This is a genomic window from Curvibacter sp. Hmag1.1, from assembly GCF_059769165.1.
The window spans coordinates 1933336-1947361 of sequence record NZ_JBMBGX010000002.1; the positions used below are offsets into that span (position 1 = coordinate 1933336).

The following is a 14026-nucleotide window of genomic DNA, read 5'->3' on the forward strand; positions in this document are numbered from 1 at the left end:
TGCGTGTATTTTGATGCGCCATGGGACTAGGGTTTTCCCACAAAGATGCGATAACGTATTGATCTTCGGAAATTTTTGCAAAGTTTGGCCAGAGAAGTCCGGTGAGCCCCTCTGAGCGCGCAAGCGGTTCGCTGACCGGCAAACACGACCGATCTTGGGCCTCTACGGATGATTTGGTTATTTAGAACTGAAAATTCCGTTGTTCCAGTTTTAACGAAGGGCTTTCAGAATCACCTTTATCGCATTAACGCGTTGATTTCTGGAGTTGATATGCCCTTTGCATCTATTGCCACCGCGTCTCACAACGCCTCCCTCTCCCGCCGCGGCTTCGGTACGCTGGTACTCGCTGGCGCCCTTGCAGCCTCTACCGGCCAGGCCCTTGCGCAACAAAGCATCACCCTGCTCAACGTGTCCTACGACCCGACCCGCGAGCTGTACGTGGAATTCAACGCCGCGTTTGCCAAGTACTGGAAGGCCAAAACCGGCCAGGACGTGACCATCAAACAAAGCCACGGCGGCTCGGGCAAGCAGGCCCGCTCTGTGATCGACGGGCTGGACGCTGACGTGGTGACCCTCGCCCTGGCCGGCGACACCGACGCCATCGCCAAGAACGGCGGCTGGATCAACAAAGACTGGCAAAAACGCCTGCCCCACAACTCCACACCGTATGCCTCCACCATCGTGCTGGCCGTCCGTGAGGGCAACCCCAAGAAGATCAAGGATTGGGATGACCTGATCCGTCCCGACATCAAAGTCATTACCCCCAACCCCAAAACCAGTGGCGGTGCCCGCTGGAACTACCTGGCCGCCTGGGAATTTGCCAAGCGCAAATACGGTAGCGACGCCAAGGCCAAAGAATTCGTCGCCAAGTTGTACGGCAATGTGCCTATCCTGGACACCGGCGCACGCGGCTCCACCATCACCTTCGCCCAACGCAACCAGGGCGATGTGCTGATCGCCTGGGAAAACGAGGCGTATCTGCTGGAAAAAGAATTCGGCGCCAAGTTCGACGTGGTAGCCCCTCCTCTGTCCATCCTGGCTGAGCCTGCCGTCGCCGTGGTCGACAAAAACGTGGACAAGAAGGGCACCCGTGCCGTGGCCGAGGAGTACCTGAAGTACCTCTACAGCGAAGAAGGTCAGGACATCGCTGGCAAGAACTTCTACCGCCCCGTGATCTCCGAGAAGGCCAAAGCCAAATACGCCAAGCAGTTCCAAGCGCTCAAGACCTTCACCATCGAAGAAGCCTTCGGTGGCTGGGAAAAAGCCGACAAGGAGCACTTTGCCGACGGCGCCAGCTTCGACCAGATCTACACCAAAAAGTAAGCAAATCGCCTGCTGGCGCTCATGGAATCTGCGCCAGCAGCTATCAAAAATATAGCGACTCACATCAAGGGAAAACTGCCATGTCCATTCAAGCCATCAACGTACGCAACCAGTTCAAAGGCAAGGTACGTGAAATCATCCGCGGCGACGTGGTCTCGGAAATCGACGTCGAAACCCCTTGGGGCATCGTCACTTCTGTCATCACCACGCGCTCTGTGGACGACCTGCAACTCGCCATCGGTTCAGACGTGGTCGCGCTGGTGAAGTCCACCGAAGTGTCCATCGCCAAGCTCTGATCGCCCGCATTCCAGCCCGCACAGCCCGCGGCCTCAAGGCCCCGGGCTTTTTTTATTTGCGCGCCAGCCAGACGCCGAACACAGTCAGCCCCATGCCGGCGAGTGCCAAGCCGGTCAGCATCTCGCCAAACATAGCCCAAGCCACCAGCGCCGTGCAGGGCGGCACCAAATAGAACAGACTGGCCACGTTGACGGCAGTGCCACTGCGGATCAGCACATTGAGCAGCGTGACCGCCCCCAAGGACAACACCAGCACCAACCACGCAAGCGCAAACACGAAGGAGCCGGTCCATTCGATGTGCATGGTCTCGGTGGCAGCTGCCGCCAAGCCCGTCAACACCAGGCTGGGAATGAACTGAATGAGCGAGCCCGTGCGCAAATCAAACGAAGGGCAAAAGCGCTTCTGGTACAGCGTGCCGGCCGTGATGGCCAGCAATGCCACAGCCACCGGGAACAACAAGGTCCACAAGGTGGTCAGCCCCGCACCGGCGGCCACCTTGTGCGCCACCACCAGCGCCACGCCCGCAAAGCCTGCCGCCAAGCCGGCCCATTGCGTAGCCCGCACTTTTTCTCGCAACAACCAGCCGGCGCCCAACGCGGTGAGCAAGGGCTGCAGCCCCACGACAATGGCCGCCACACCTGCCGGCAGCCCATGGCCGATGGCGATGAACACACCACCCAGATACACCGCATGCACCAGCACACCGGTCACGGCAATGTGCCCGCACTCGCGCAACGTGGCCGGCCAGGACGCCCGCGTGTGCCACACCACCAGCCCCATCAGCACCAGCACCGCGGCGTAGCGCACGGCCAGAAAGGTGAGTGGCTCCACATAGGGCAAACCAAACTTGGCTCCGATAAAACCGGTGCTCCACAGGGCCACAAACAAGAGCGGATACAGGGCGGCCAGTGGCGAGGCGGAGGATGTGGAGCGCGAAATCATCTACCGATCTTAAAGACCCGCGCTTCACGCTCTGATGGCCATGCTTGTCTCGCATAAGCAAACAACAAAGTATTCGTTGGGTTTCACACATCGCTTGCGCAGAATGGCCCCTCGCTAGTTTTGAAGGTGAGTCCATGTCTACTGTGTTGATTGTTCCCGGATGGCGTGATTCCGGCCCCGGCCATTGGCAAACCCTGTGGGCCGAACAACTGCCGGGCGCAGTGCGCGTGCATCAGGACGACTGGATCACCCCTACGCGCACCGCTTGGGTCGCATCAATCACGCGCCACATTCTGGAGATTGGTGGTCCGGTCGTCATTGCTGCGCACAGCCTGGGCTGCATTGCCACCAGCCACTTGCCGCCGGAAGCGGTAGAGCGGATTGTGGGCGCCCTGCTGGTGGCTCCGGCCGACCCCGAACGGCGCGGCATTCTGGCGGACTTTGCCCCCGTGCCCTACCAGCCCCTGCCCTACCGCAGCATTGTGGTGGCCAGCACCAACGACCCGTTTTGCCCGGTGCGCACCGCAGGTGCCTATGCACGGGCGTGGAAGAGTGAATTCGTGCGCCTGCCCGACGCCGGCCACATCAACGTAGAGGCCGGCTTCGGCCCCTGGCCGCTGGGCAGTGCATTGCTGCAGAGCTTGCTTCCGGTCGCAAGCCCTGCAGTCGTTTGAAGCAAGCGCTTCCTCAAGCCGCCTTTTGCTTCTGCACCGTGAACTGGTTGGCCGGGCGCTCCAGCCCCAGGTTCTCGCGCAAGGTTGTGCCTTCGTACTCAGTGCGGAACAGGCCCCGGCGCTGCAGCTCCGGAATCACCAGCTCCACAAAATCGTCCAGTGATTCAGGCAATACCGGTGGCATCACATTGAAGCCGTCGGCTGCGCCGTTCTCGAACCAGTTCTGAATCTCGTCGGCAATCTTCTCGGGCGTGCCCACCACCACCCAGTGCCCGCGCGCACCGGCCAGGTACTCGTACAACTGGCGCACGGTGAGCTTGTCTCGGCGGGCCAATTCGAGCACCACATGCGCACGGCTGTTGCGGCCTAAGGGCGGCTGGGGAATGTAGGGCGGTGGTGCGTCCAAGTCCCACTTCGTCAAATCTTCGCCCGGCCAGAACGGTGCAATCGTGCTCAGGCCCACGGAGGGGTGAATGAGTTTTTGCAACTCGGCCCATTTGGCATCTGCTTCTTCTTGCGTGCGGCCCACCACCGGGGAAATGCCGGGCAGCACCAGTAGCTGTTCAGGGCGGCGGCCGTACTTGGCCAGACGGCCTTTCACATCCGCATAGAAGGCCTGCGCCTCGGCAAGGCTGGTCCAGGCGGTGAAGATCGCCTCGGCGGTAGCGGCAGCCAGCTCCTTGCCCGGCTCGGACGAGCCTGCTTGCACGATCACCGGGTAGCCCTGGGGTGAACGCTCGATGTTGAGCGGGCCCTTCACCTTGAGGTGCTTGCCGACGTGGTTCAGGGTGTGGAGCTTGGCGGGGTCAAAGTACACGCCACTCGCCGGGTCGCGGCTGAAGGCGTCGTCTTCAAAGCTGTCCCACAAGCCTTTGACCACATCCACAAACTCGTGTGAGCGTTCGTAACGGGTTTCGGGGTCGGGGTGTTTTTCCAGGCCAAAGTTGCCGTACACATTTTCGGCACTGGTGGTCACCACGTTCCACGCTGCCCGGCCTTTGCTGATGTGGTCCAAGGACGCGAACTTGCGCGCCAACAGATACGGGTCTTCATAGGTGGTGGAGGCCGTAGCCACGAAGCCGATGTGCTTGGTGGCCGTGGCCAATGCCGCCCACAGCGTCACCGGCTCGAAGTGCGAGACACGGCCCTGACGGCTGAAGGCTTCGTCGCTGCCTTCAAACCACAGACCGGGACTGTCGGCCACAAACACCTGGTCGAACAGGCCGCGCTCGGCGGTCTTGGCGACTTCGATGTAGTGATCGATATTGGTGCCGGAGTCGATCTGCGCGCCGGGGTGGCGCCAGGCGGCAATGTGGTGGCCGGTGGCCATGATGAATGCGCCCAGGCGCAGTTTGCGTTTTGACATGACAGTTCCTTTTTGCGAATGAAAATTTGAGTGAAAAATCAGGTGTTGCCTGCGCCCGGTTTCCAGGCGGTCAGGCGGCGCTCTGCCACTTGCAGCAAGGCGTTGAAGACCACGCCAATGACGGTGATGGCAATGATTCCGAAGTACATGTCGGCAATCAGAAAGCTGTATTGCGCGTAAATGATCAGGTAGCCCAAGCCGGACTTGGCACCCACCATTTCGGCGGCTACCAACACCAGAATGGAGGTGGCACTAGCCAAGCGTATACCCACAAAGATGGTGGGCACCGAGGCGGGCAAGATGACCTTGATGAACAACTGCCGCGCGCTGGCCCCCATGGTGCGGGCCGACTTGATCAGCAGCGGGTCCACCTGCTTCACCGCCGCGATGGTGTTGAGCAGCAAGGGCCAGGAGCAGGCGTAGACCACCATGGCCACCTTGGACACCTCGCCAATGCCCAGCAACAAAATGAACACCGGCAACAAGGCCAGTGCCGCGGTGTTGCGCAGCAGCTCAATCAACGGGTTCAGAAAATCCCCCAAGCTGCGGTACCAGCCGATGGCCAGCCCCAGGGGCACGGCATACAACACGGCAATGCCAAAGCCCCCCAGCGCCCGGCCTACGCTGGCCGACGTGTGCTGCCAGAGCTGGCCATTCAAAGCCAAGGCCCAGCCGGCAGCCAGCACCTCGCTCAGTGGCGGGAAGAAGGCGGGATCCGTCAACTCCAGACGCGGAGCCAACTCCCACCACGCAGCCAGCGCGACTACCAAGGCAGAACGCCAGCCCCAATGCAGCACCCGCCGCAACACCCGCAACCAAACGGAGGGCGTACTCAACACCAGCGGAACAGCACCCGCAGTCAACGAAACATCAGACATGGAAACTCTCCTTGCGAGCAGGCAGGGTGGCAATACGGGCACGGCGCTGCTGGCGCGCTTCGGCCACCTCGTCGTGCAACAGGGACCAGATCTGGTGGCGCAATTCGCCGAACAGGGGCAGCGAGCGCACATCGGGCGTGTCGGCGCGCAAGGTGTCAGGGATGTCCACGATCTCTTTGATGCGCCCCGGGCGCGAGGTCATCACCGCAACGCGCTGGCCCAGCACCACGGCTTCGTCAATACCGTGGGTGATGAAAACAATCGTCTTGCCGGTTCGGTGCCAGATGTCCACCAGCTCCTCCTGCAAGGTCTCGCGGGTTTGGGCGTCCAGCGCGGCAAAGGGCTCGTCCATCAGCAGCACCTCGGGCTCATAGGCGAGGCTGCGTGCAATGGCCACGCGTTGCTTCATGCCGCCCGACATTTCATGGGGGTAGTGCTTGGCAAAAGCGCTCAAGCCCACCAGGTCCAGATACGCGGCCGCCTTGGCACGGCGCTCACTGCGGCCCAACCCGGCGATCTCCAGCCCAAAGGCCACGTTGTCCAAAGCGGTGAGCCACGGGAACAGCGCGTATTGCTGGAAGACCACCCCGCGGTCCCGCGCAGGGCCGGTGATGGGCTTGCCGTCTATCAGCACCCGGCCACTGCTGGGTAGCGCGAGGCCTGCCAACAAGTCCAGCAGCGTGGACTTGCCGCAACCGCTTGGACCCACCAGAACCAGAAACTCACCAGCGCGCACGTCAAGGCTCACGTTGTCCAGCGCCACAAAGCGCTGGGCGGGCGTGCCGTCTTCAGACCGCACGGCGAACGTCTTGCTGACGTTTTCAAACCGGATTTTGGGCGTACTCATTTCGTTGCCACCTTTGCGCCATTCGCGTACGGGTTGAGGGCGTTCGTGTAGAGGTCCGAAGGCTTGACTTGCCCAGGCTTGACGATCTGTTCCTTCACCAGCCAATCGATCCAGACCTGCAAATCCTTGTCCAGCACCACACCGCCCACCGAAGGAATGCCGGTGCTTTTCCAAAACTGGATGGCGTCAGCGCTCTCGGCACGACCCCGGGCCTTGATGATTCCTTCGAAGGTGCTGCGCACTTGGGCGGCTGGTGTCACACGCGCCCACTCAATTGCCTTGGCTATCGCACCCACCAGGTGCTTGGAGGCCTTGGGGTTTTGCTCGATGAACTTGTTGCGCAACACATAGGAGCCCGCAGTGAAGTTGCCGAACAAATCACGGTCCGTGAACAGCGGGCGGATGCCGCCACGTTCCAGCGCCTTGTCACGCAGAATGCCGCCCAGCGTGCTCACCTCCACTTGGCCTTGGCGCAGCGCCTGCTCACCGGTGACGGGCGGGGTGATGACAAAAGTGACCTGCTTGGCCTCTTCATCCGTCACCTTGTTGCGCTCCAAGTACTCACGCACGATGAAGTCGTGGTGGGCACCCAGAGTGTTCATGGCCACCTTTTTGCCCAGCAAGTCACGGGCGGTTTTGATGGGGCTGTCGTTCTTGACGTAGTAGCCCGTCCAGGTGTTGTCGTCCACACCGTAGTAGCCGATCACCGCCTTCACTGGCGCGCGCTTCACGATGAGCTTGACCAGTGCGCCATTGAAGGCACCCCCGATATCGATGTCATTCGTCACCACCGCTTGTACATCCTGCGGGCCACTGATGGTGTTGCCCACCCATTTGGCCTTGAGGGGTGCCAGATAGCCCAAGTGTTCGGCCAGTTCGATCCAGACCACGGTACCCACACTGCCTTGGTAACGGATGTCGGTGACCTCCAGTGCTTCTTGGGCTGCAGCGGGGCTGATGGCGCTCCACGCCAGCCAGGTAGCTGCGAAAAGCTTGATGATTTTTTGCATGGGTTTCCCTCGTTGGTTGTTCATGGGGTGTCAGCGTAGAGACGCAACACGCCGTCGACAACGAAGAAAAACGAACTAGCAAGCACCGCAACAAAAAGCAGATGTGCTCATGCGAAATGCGCGCTTCGCAGAAGGGCTCCGGCTTCCTAGCATGCAAGCCTCTTCTCTGTTTTCACGCTGTCACACCAAGGAGTTTTTATGTCTGCTGTTTTGCAAAACCCTCTTGCCCCAGCACCGTTATCGCCAAGGTTTTCATCACCGCGGTTCAACGCGGCGGCCGCCTGATGCGCGGGTTCTTCACCCGCCACGCCTTTCTGTTGCGCTTTGCCCTGCTGTCCTCTTTCATGGGGACCAGCGTGGGCCTGGCCAAGTTCACCACCACCCTCTACGCGCTGGAGCTGGGCGCCCAGGGCTGGTTGCTGGCGGCCATGGCGGGCGCCCAATCAGTGGGCATTCTGTTCATGAGTTTGCCGGTGGGATTCTGGGTGGAGCGCTTCGGGCCGGCGCGGCTGTTCATCGCGGGCAGCTGGCTCATGGGGGCGCTGTACGCCCTGATTCCTGCCGTGCCCCATGCCTTTTTCTTGCTGGGCGTGACTGCGTGTATCAGCTTTCTGATGCCACTGCGCTTTGTGTCGCTCAACACCGTGTTCATGACGGCGCTGGACCGCATCGGCCACGCGCAGGCGGGCTGGCAGCGCGGCGCGCACATGTCGGGCATGTTTTTGCTCGGGCCGGTGGCCGCTGCCAGTGTGATCCATTGGGGCGGCCATGCGGGTAGCTACTGGCTGATTGCCGGCATGTTTGTACTCACCGCCTTGCTGGCCGGGCCGGTATTGCGAGAACAGCCGCATACCCCACCTGCAGCCGGTACCTGTGTAGGCATCTTCCGTTCGGTGCGCGCACTGTGGGCCGAGCCTGCGGTGCGCACCTTGGCCAGCCTCGAATTTGTAGTGCAGGCGGCGCACATGTATTACGCCTTCTATATCGTGGTGATTGCGGTGCAGCAGCTGGGTCTGCCCGCGCTGGGAGCCGGGTCGCTGGTGGCGGTGCAGGGAAGCGCTTTCATCTTCTCGTTGATATTCCTGGGCCGGTGGACGGCACGCTTGGGGCCCTTGCGCACGGTGGTGGGTGGCGCGGTGGCTGCAGCACTTGCCATGGTTCTTCTGGCCAGTGCCCGCAATATTGGCGGGCTGTGGGCGGGCGGTGCGCTCTTGGGTCTGGGCCTGGGTTTGCTGCAAATTCATACGCTGAGCCAATTTGCCGTGTGGGGCGCCAAGCTGGGGCGCGGCCGGGTGTCGGGACTGAGCGCGCTGGCCGGGCCCACAGGCGGCTTTCTGGGCGGCCTGCTCGGCGGCACCACCGGTGCGGCGATAGGTCTGCAAGCCATGTTCTTGGTTTTTGTCCCGCTGTTTGCGTGGCTGGCGTGGAACAGTGTGCGCGCCCACCGTTCGCTTCAGATGATTTCGACTTAAAGAATCAACTTTTTATTCGTTTGAGTTTTGATGGCGGCTGATTACAGTCGTTTTTCATCAGCGCTGCCGACTGCCCCATGCTTGGTATTCATATGCCAAACAGGCCTCTAGCGCGCATGGAATATGCGCGAGCAGCTATTTATTTCATAGCAAATTTGTCACACACTAAGGAGAAGCACCATGTCCGAGAACTGGAAGTTTGAAACCAAGTCTGTCCACGCCGGTTACAGCCCCGACCCGACCACCAAGGCGGTGGCCGTGCCGATCTACCAGACCGCGGCTTACGCTTTTGACAGCGCCCAGCATGGCGCCGACCTGTTCGACCTGAAGGTGCCGGGCAACATTTACACCCGGATCATGAACCCCACCCAGGACGTGCTGGAAAAGCGCGTCGCGGCCCTCGAAGGCGGCATTGCCGCGCTGGCGTTGGCGTCGGGCCAAGCGGCGGTGACCTATGCCATCCAGACCATTGGCGAGGCGGGCGACAACATCGTCTCCAGCACGGCGCTGTACGGCGGCACCTACAACCTGTTTGCCCATACGCTGCCGCAGTTCGGCATCACCACCCGCTTTGCGGACCACAAGAACCCCGACAGTTTTGCCCCGCTGATTGACGAGCGCACCAAGGCCATTTTTGTCGAGTCCTTGGGCAACCCGCAAGGCAATGTGACCGACATCCGCCGCATTGCCGACATCGCGCACGCGCACGGCATTCCACTCATCGTGGACAACACCGTGGCCACGCCCTATTTGTTGCGCCCCATCGAGCACGGCGCCGACATCGTAGTGCACTCGCTCACCAAGTACCTGGGCGGCCACGGCACCACCATTGGCGGCGCGATTGTGGACAGCGGCAAGTTCCCTTGGGCTGAGCACAAGGCCCGCTTCAAGCGCTTGAACGAGCCCGACCCCAGCTACCACGGCGTGGTCTACACCGAGGCCCTGGGACCTGCCGCCTACATCGGCCGTGCCCGCGTGGTGCCTTTGCGCAATACCGGTGCCGCCATTTCGCCCTTCAATGCCTTCCTGATCTTGCAAGGCATAGAAACTTTGGCCCTGCGCATGGAGCGCATCACCGACAACGCGCTCAAGGTGGCGCAGCACCTGCAGAAGCACCCCAAGGTTTCTTGGGTGAACTTTGCCGCCCTCCCCGGCCACCCTGACCATGCACTGGCGCAAAAGTACCTGGGTGGCAAAGCCTCCGGCTTACTGACATTTGGTGTGAAGTCGGCCGAAGGCCAAGGCCGCGAAGCCGGCGCCCGCTTCCTGGACGCACTGCAGGTGTTCACCCGCCTAGTGAACATCGGCGACGCCAAATCCCTTGCGACCCACCCGGCCTCCACCACCCACCGCCAGCTGTCGCCGGAAGAACTGGCCAAAGCGGGTGTGCCTGTGGATGCGGTGCGGTTGTCAGTGGGTATTGAGCATATTGACGACTTGCTGGCCGACCTGGACAGCGCATTGGCAGCGGTGTGACGGACGCATGAATTTTCAACAACTGAGATCCGTGCGGGAGGCCGTGCGCTGCGGCTACAACCTGACCGAGGTGGCTGGCATGTTGCACACCTCGCAGCCCGGCGTAAGCCGGCAGATCCGCGAGCTGGAAGAAGAGCTGGGCGTGGAGATTTTCAACCGCGCCGGCAAGCGCCTCACAGGGCTCACGCCCCCGGGCAAAGACCTGCTGCCCATCGTGGAGCGCTTGCTGCTGGATGCCGAAAACCTCAAGCGGGCCGGCCAGGACTACAGCTCGCAGCTGGAGGGCCAATTGTCCGTAGCTGCCACGCACTCGCAAGCCCGCTACGCCCTGCCCCATGTGGTGAAAGACTTCCGCGACAAGTTCCCCAAAGTCACGCTGCACTTGCACCAGGGTTCACCCAAGCAAGTAGCCGCCATGCTGCTCTCCGGCGAGGCCGACATTGGTGTGGCCACCGAAGCGCTTGCGGACTACGCGCAATTGGTCACCCTGCCCTGCTACCGCTGGACGCACAGCATCGTGGTGCCTCCGGGCCATCCACTGCTGGAGCAGACGGAGCCCGTCACGCTGCGCCAGTTGGCGCATTACCCCATCATCACCTACGAGCTGGGCTACACCGGCCGGGCTCATATTGACAACGCGTTTGCCGCTGAAAGCTTGCGCCCGGATGTGGTGCTGACGGCGATGGATGCAGACGTGATCAAAACCTATGTCGAACTCGGCATGGGGGTGGGCATCGTCGCGTCGGTCGCGCTCGATGCGGAGCGGGACCGCAACCTGCGTATCCTGGATGCAGGCCACCTCTTTCAGGTGAACGTGACCCGCTTGGGGCTACGCAAAGGCGTGTGGTTGCGCGGCTATGCCTACAGCTTCATCGAAACCTTTGTGCCGACTTTGAACAAGGCTGTGGTGGCCCGCACGTTGGTGGAAGCGAACCACCAGGAAGCTTGAAGACACAGGGCGGGCTGCAAGGGCCCGCCCTTATGCGGTTTGCGCAGTTGAAGCTGACGTTTCATTCCTTCTCTTGTGCGCAAGGTCTTCGCAGAATGAACTCCCTATGCAAGCGGCATGTGCCGCGGGAGAAAAACAATGCAAGACAAGTATTCCACGTACGACATCGACAGCCCATTCACCCTCCGTGAGTTGGCGCTGTCACTTGGCTATGCACTCGCAGGTGTGGGGGCGGTTGCCCTGATCGTGAACCTCTGGCTGCTGCCTGTGAAGATGATTTGAAGGCTTACACCATGCGCACTTTCAATCCCCATTCGTGTGACGACTTCATCCTCATCAATCTGGTGCGGGTGCTGAGCGTCACCACACGTTCCTGGCAGATCCAAAAAGGTAATAAGGACATGAAAAAACATCGCTTCCTGCAGTGGGGGGTAGCTCCCACAATGGACGCATTCATTTCACCACGTAGAGCTCAACATGTCTGTATTACTCATTGCCGGTAGCCCCTCAGAGCGTTCACGCACTGCGGCCCTTTTGGAGGCCGCAGGCCAGCGTCTGGAGGCGCGCGGCGTGCTGGTCGACCGCTTGCGCGTGCGGGACCTGTCCCCACAGGCCTTGCTGCTGGCCGACTTCGGTCACCCATCCGTCAGCCAGGCAACCGGTCAAGTCGCAGAGGCTGAGGTCATCATCGTGGCGACACCGGTGTACAAGGCTGCCTACAGCGGTGTGCTCAAGGTCTTTCTGGACTTGCTGCCGCAGGACGGCTTCAAAGGCAAGGTCGTGCTGCCACTGGCCACCGGCGGCAGCCCGCACCACATGCTGGCGCTGGACTATTCCTTGCGCCCGGTGCTGCAGTCGCTCGGTGCCAAACACATCCTGCCGGGCATCTATGCCACCGACTCGCAAGTCACTGTGAACGAGAGTGGCAGCTACCAAGTCAGCCCCGATATCGGCCAGCGTATCGATGATGCAGTGAACACGCTCATCACTGAAACGCTGCAAACCGGCTTGTCGATTGCAGGCCGATTCCCGTCGGTCGCTTTTTCAGAGGTGCGTTGCAGCGTATAGGCACCAGGCTGTGCTGAGCGTCAAGGGTGCTCAGCGGTGGCATGCACCTGCTCGTGGCGCAGCACATACAAGCCGCTGGCCACAATGATGGCGCCACCGAGCAGGGTAAATGCATCTGGCCATTGCCGCCACACCATCCAATCAATGGCCAGACTCCATGCAAGAGCGGTGTATTCAAAGGGGGCCACAGCACTGGCCTGCCCATGCCGGAAAGCTTCGGTAATCGCAAGTTGCCCCAGAAAACCTGAAATCGCCAAACCTAGCCATAGCCAAAGGTCCGCGCTCTGCACGGGCAGCCAATGCGGGGCGGCGAGCACGCCCGCGCCCAACGTCAAAATCACCATCACCCACAAGACCAGGCTGTCTTTGGAGTCGGTGCGACTGCAAAGACGCGTCACCACCGCAGACACGGCGTAGCACACTGCGGCACCCAACACTGCCAACCCGGACCAGCTGACAAAACCCTCCGCGCTCGGCCGCAAGGCCACCAGTACCCCGGCAAGTCCACCCACTACCGCCCACCAGTGCGCGCGAGGCGCCTGCTCACCGAGCACCGGCCAGGCGAGCACCGTGATCAACAGCGGCGCAAAGAACATCAGGGTATAGGCATGGGTGAGCGGCAAGCCGCGCACACCGACGGTAAACAGCACCAGCATGGCGATCACCAGCGCCCCACGCAGCAGGTGCAAGGGCCAGCGTGCACGCATCACCTCCGGCCACGCACCCCGCCAATGAATCCACAACACGATCAACGGCAGCGAAAGTCCGCCACGCAATGCAGCGATCTGGATGGGGGGATAGCGCTCAGACAGCACTTTGATCAGGGTGTCCATCACAGAGAACAACATCACCGCCAGCAACATGGCAGTGATGCTTCGGGGGTTGCCCTCCTTCAAGCGGGAAATGAAGTTCGGCATGGTTCCAATCGTAGCGGCACAGGCAGGACGCGCTACAGTCCTGCCAACCCGCAGGACATGCATGAACTGGCTTACCGCTCTCTCGACCCTCTTTCGCCCCCAACCCCGCACTGCCGAGCAACGCGCGCGTGAGCTGCTGCGCGCGGTGGACGCCGGTGGCCTGCCGCTGAACGTGGCGGTGGTGAACCATATTGCGCGCGAGCTGGGCCTGGATGTGTCGCGCAAGGCGCGCATGCCCGAGACGATTGAGCGCATCCGCAAAGTGATGGCGGCGCGCTAAAACCATGCTCAAACTCGGATTCAACTTTCTGGTCGTGGTGTTGCTGGTGCTGGTGGTGGTGTTCACCTGGCGCACCAAGCGGCGTGAAAAGTGGGAGCGTGCCGGCCTGTGCTACAGCTGCGGCGCCATTCCCCATACTACCGACAAACATGGCCGCATCTGCAACGACTGTGTACTGACCCGCAAGATCCAGCGCGGCCTGGCCGCCTTTATGGCGCTGGTGGCGGCAACCATTGCCGCCTGGATTTACTGGCCATTCTGACCGGTGCTGGCGTGCACGACCTGTGCACCGCCGGCGCTGCGCCCCTGTTTGGGTGATTTCACTTCCGCCTTGTGCGAGTTGCCGGCCATCCAGCCGATGCACGCCGCAATCACCAGCCAGCGCCAGTAGTGCACAGGTCGGGGGCGGGAAGTGGCAGAGCGGTTCATGTCAACGGGGCGCAGGAGCGCAAAAAGCGGGAATGGGCGGATTGTTGATGCCTTCGCCACCGCCGTCCAACCCGACTGTCCACGCGTAAACAGTTCGC

17 protein-coding genes are annotated in these 14026 nt (G+C 61.4%); 10 read left to right on the top strand and 7 right to left on the bottom strand.

The genetic code is table 11. The features are described 5' to 3' along the window. Nucleotides 1-270 precede the first annotated feature (270 nt). Both ACOAP0_RS09705 and ACOAP0_RS09710 read left to right on the top strand, forming a co-directional pair. A complete protein-coding gene (locus ACOAP0_RS09705; RefSeq protein ID WP_498376218.1) occupies nucleotides 271-1323 on the top strand; it encodes a sulfate ABC transporter substrate-binding protein in 1053 nt (350 codons plus the stop codon). Nucleotides 1324-1403: 80 nt separating this feature from the next. Further along, entirely contained in the window at nucleotides 1404-1619 is a 216-nt protein-coding gene (locus ACOAP0_RS09710; protein WP_087495629.1) for a TOBE domain-containing protein, read from the top strand. Between the two features lie 52 nt (nucleotides 1620-1671). Here ACOAP0_RS09710 and ACOAP0_RS09715 read toward each other — a convergent pair whose 3' ends face one another. Beyond that, nucleotides 1672-2562 carry a DMT family transporter gene (locus tag ACOAP0_RS09715; RefSeq protein ID WP_498376219.1) on the bottom strand — a complete coding sequence of 297 codons (891 nt, stop codon included), beginning with the start codon at nucleotides 2560-2562 and terminating at the stop codon, nucleotides 1672-1674. A 134-nt stretch (nucleotides 2563-2696) separates the two neighbouring features. Between ACOAP0_RS09715 and ACOAP0_RS09720 the strand changes: the two genes are divergently transcribed. After that, complete coding sequence (locus ACOAP0_RS09720; protein ID WP_498376221.1) at nucleotides 2697-3236, top strand: RBBP9/YdeN family alpha/beta hydrolase; 540 nt, start codon at nucleotides 2697-2699, stop codon at nucleotides 3234-3236. A 13-nt stretch (nucleotides 3237-3249) separates the two neighbouring features. Here ACOAP0_RS09720 and ACOAP0_RS09725 read toward each other — a convergent pair whose 3' ends face one another. The 4 genes from ACOAP0_RS09725 to ACOAP0_RS09740 are packed head-to-tail and all read right to left on the bottom strand — an operon-like array spanning nucleotide 3250 to nucleotide 7337. Next, nucleotides 3250-4602 (bottom strand): LLM class flavin-dependent oxidoreductase, encoded by a 1353-nt coding sequence (locus ACOAP0_RS09725; protein ID WP_498376222.1) that lies wholly within the window; start codon nucleotides 4600-4602, stop codon nucleotides 3250-3252. A gap of 38 nt (nucleotides 4603-4640) precedes the next feature. Further along, nucleotides 4641-5480, bottom strand: a complete 840-nt coding sequence (locus tag ACOAP0_RS09730) for an ABC transporter permease (protein ID WP_313868087.1) — start codon at nucleotides 5478-5480, stop codon at nucleotides 4641-4643. Further along, nucleotides 5473-6327 (bottom strand): ABC transporter ATP-binding protein, encoded by an 855-nt coding sequence (locus ACOAP0_RS09735; RefSeq protein WP_313868088.1) that lies wholly within the window; start codon nucleotides 6325-6327, stop codon nucleotides 5473-5475. Before ACOAP0_RS09735 ends, ACOAP0_RS09730 begins: the two co-directional genes overlap by 8 nt. Then, nucleotides 6324-7337, bottom strand: coding sequence for an ABC transporter substrate-binding protein (locus tag ACOAP0_RS09740; RefSeq protein WP_498376223.1), 1014 nt, complete (start codon nucleotides 7335-7337; stop codon nucleotides 6324-6326). Before ACOAP0_RS09740 ends, ACOAP0_RS09735 begins: the two co-directional genes overlap by 4 nt. A 284-nt stretch (nucleotides 7338-7621) precedes the next feature. Between ACOAP0_RS09740 and ACOAP0_RS09745 the strand changes: the two genes are divergently transcribed. The 5 genes from ACOAP0_RS09745 to ssuE all read left to right on the top strand — a co-directional run bounded on the left by ACOAP0_RS09745 (nucleotide 7622) and on the right by ssuE (nucleotide 12302). Further along, the gene (locus ACOAP0_RS09745; RefSeq protein ID WP_498376224.1) at nucleotides 7622-8809 is read left to right on the top strand and encodes an MFS transporter; all 1188 of its coding nucleotides are present in this window, start codon (nucleotides 7622-7624) and stop codon (nucleotides 8807-8809) included. Nucleotides 8810-8989: 180 nt separating this feature from the next. Further along, on the top strand, nucleotides 8990-10285 hold the full coding sequence (locus ACOAP0_RS09750) for an O-acetylhomoserine aminocarboxypropyltransferase/cysteine synthase family protein (protein ID WP_498376225.1): 1296 nt from the start codon (nucleotides 8990-8992) through the stop codon (nucleotides 10283-10285). Nucleotides 10286-10292: 7 nt separating this feature from the next. Next, nucleotides 10293-11234 carry a CysB family HTH-type transcriptional regulator gene (locus ACOAP0_RS09755; RefSeq protein WP_498376226.1) on the top strand — a complete coding sequence of 314 codons (942 nt, stop codon included), beginning with the start codon at nucleotides 10293-10295 and terminating at the stop codon, nucleotides 11232-11234. Between the two features lie 138 nt (nucleotides 11235-11372). Next, entirely contained in the window at nucleotides 11373-11516 is a 144-nt protein-coding gene (locus ACOAP0_RS09760) for a hypothetical protein (RefSeq protein WP_313868094.1), read from the top strand. Nucleotides 11517-11711: 195 nt separating this feature from the next. After that, nucleotides 11712-12302, top strand: a complete 591-nt coding sequence (gene ssuE / locus ACOAP0_RS09765; RefSeq protein ID WP_498376227.1) for an NADPH-dependent FMN reductase — start codon at nucleotides 11712-11714, stop codon at nucleotides 12300-12302. Between the two features lie 20 nt (nucleotides 12303-12322). Here the strand turns inward: ssuE and ACOAP0_RS09770 are convergent, their stop codons facing one another. Next, complete coding sequence (locus tag ACOAP0_RS09770; RefSeq protein ID WP_498376228.1) at nucleotides 12323-13219, bottom strand: DMT family transporter; 897 nt, start codon at nucleotides 13217-13219, stop codon at nucleotides 12323-12325. A 61-nt stretch (nucleotides 13220-13280) separates the two neighbouring features. On the opposite strand from ACOAP0_RS09770, the gene ACOAP0_RS09775 reads away from it, so the two are divergent. Together ACOAP0_RS09775 and ACOAP0_RS09780 are read left to right on the top strand one after the other, a co-directional pair. Next, nucleotides 13281-13499 (top strand): hypothetical protein, encoded by a 219-nt coding sequence (locus ACOAP0_RS09775; RefSeq protein ID WP_087495632.1) that lies wholly within the window; start codon nucleotides 13281-13283, stop codon nucleotides 13497-13499. A gap of 4 nt (nucleotides 13500-13503) precedes the next feature. Further along, on the top strand, nucleotides 13504-13761 hold the full coding sequence (locus ACOAP0_RS09780) for a hypothetical protein (RefSeq protein ID WP_498376229.1): 258 nt from the start codon (nucleotides 13504-13506) through the stop codon (nucleotides 13759-13761). Here the strand turns inward: ACOAP0_RS09780 and ACOAP0_RS09785 are convergent. After that, nucleotides 13746-13928 carry a hypothetical protein gene (locus tag ACOAP0_RS09785; protein ID WP_498376230.1) on the bottom strand — a complete coding sequence of 61 codons (183 nt, stop codon included), beginning with the start codon at nucleotides 13926-13928 and terminating at the stop codon, nucleotides 13746-13748. The two genes, ACOAP0_RS09780 and ACOAP0_RS09785, sit on opposite strands and share 16 nt — an antisense overlap. Nucleotides 13929-14026: the final 98 nt, after the last annotated feature.

What these genes read in the sequence shown, in the direction of transcription:
- ACOAP0_RS09705 (WP_498376218.1), top strand. Translation starts at nt 271, where the DNA reads ATGCCCTTTGCATCTATTGCCACCGCGTCTCACAACGCCTCCCTCTCC.
- ACOAP0_RS09710 (WP_087495629.1), top strand. Translation starts at nt 1,404, where the DNA reads ATGTCCATTCAAGCCATCAACGTACGCAACCAGTTCAAAGGCAAGGTA.
- ACOAP0_RS09715 (WP_498376219.1), bottom strand. Translation starts at nt 2,562, where the DNA reads ATGATTTCGCGCTCCACATCCTCCGCCTCGCCACTGGCCGCCCTGTAT.
- ACOAP0_RS09720 (WP_498376221.1), top strand. Translation starts at nt 2,697, where the DNA reads ATGTCTACTGTGTTGATTGTTCCCGGATGGCGTGATTCCGGCCCCGGC.
- ACOAP0_RS09725 (WP_498376222.1), bottom strand. Translation starts at nt 4,602, where the DNA reads ATGTCAAAACGCAAACTGCGCCTGGGCGCATTCATCATGGCCACCGGC.
- ACOAP0_RS09730 (WP_313868087.1), bottom strand. Translation starts at nt 5,480, where the DNA reads ATGTCTGATGTTTCGTTGACTGCGGGTGCTGTTCCGCTGGTGTTGAGT.
- ACOAP0_RS09735 (WP_313868088.1), bottom strand. Translation starts at nt 6,327, where the DNA reads ATGAGTACGCCCAAAATCCGGTTTGAAAACGTCAGCAAGACGTTCGCC.
- ACOAP0_RS09740 (WP_498376223.1), bottom strand. Translation starts at nt 7,337, where the DNA reads ATGCAAAAAATCATCAAGCTTTTCGCAGCTACCTGGCTGGCGTGGAGC.
- ACOAP0_RS09745 (WP_498376224.1), top strand. Translation starts at nt 7,622, where the DNA reads ATGCGCGGGTTCTTCACCCGCCACGCCTTTCTGTTGCGCTTTGCCCTG.
- ACOAP0_RS09750 (WP_498376225.1), top strand. Translation starts at nt 8,990, where the DNA reads ATGTCCGAGAACTGGAAGTTTGAAACCAAGTCTGTCCACGCCGGTTAC.
- ACOAP0_RS09755 (WP_498376226.1), top strand. Translation starts at nt 10,293, where the DNA reads ATGAATTTTCAACAACTGAGATCCGTGCGGGAGGCCGTGCGCTGCGGC.
- ACOAP0_RS09760 (WP_313868094.1), top strand. Translation starts at nt 11,373, where the DNA reads ATGCAAGACAAGTATTCCACGTACGACATCGACAGCCCATTCACCCTC.
- ssuE (WP_498376227.1), top strand. Translation starts at nt 11,712, where the DNA reads ATGTCTGTATTACTCATTGCCGGTAGCCCCTCAGAGCGTTCACGCACT.
- ACOAP0_RS09770 (WP_498376228.1), bottom strand. Translation starts at nt 13,219, where the DNA reads ATGCCGAACTTCATTTCCCGCTTGAAGGAGGGCAACCCCCGAAGCATC.
- ACOAP0_RS09775 (WP_087495632.1), top strand. Translation starts at nt 13,281, where the DNA reads ATGAACTGGCTTACCGCTCTCTCGACCCTCTTTCGCCCCCAACCCCGC.
- ACOAP0_RS09780 (WP_498376229.1), top strand. Translation starts at nt 13,504, where the DNA reads ATGCTCAAACTCGGATTCAACTTTCTGGTCGTGGTGTTGCTGGTGCTG.
- ACOAP0_RS09785 (WP_498376230.1), bottom strand. Translation starts at nt 13,928, where the DNA reads ATGAACCGCTCTGCCACTTCCCGCCCCCGACCTGTGCACTACTGGCGC.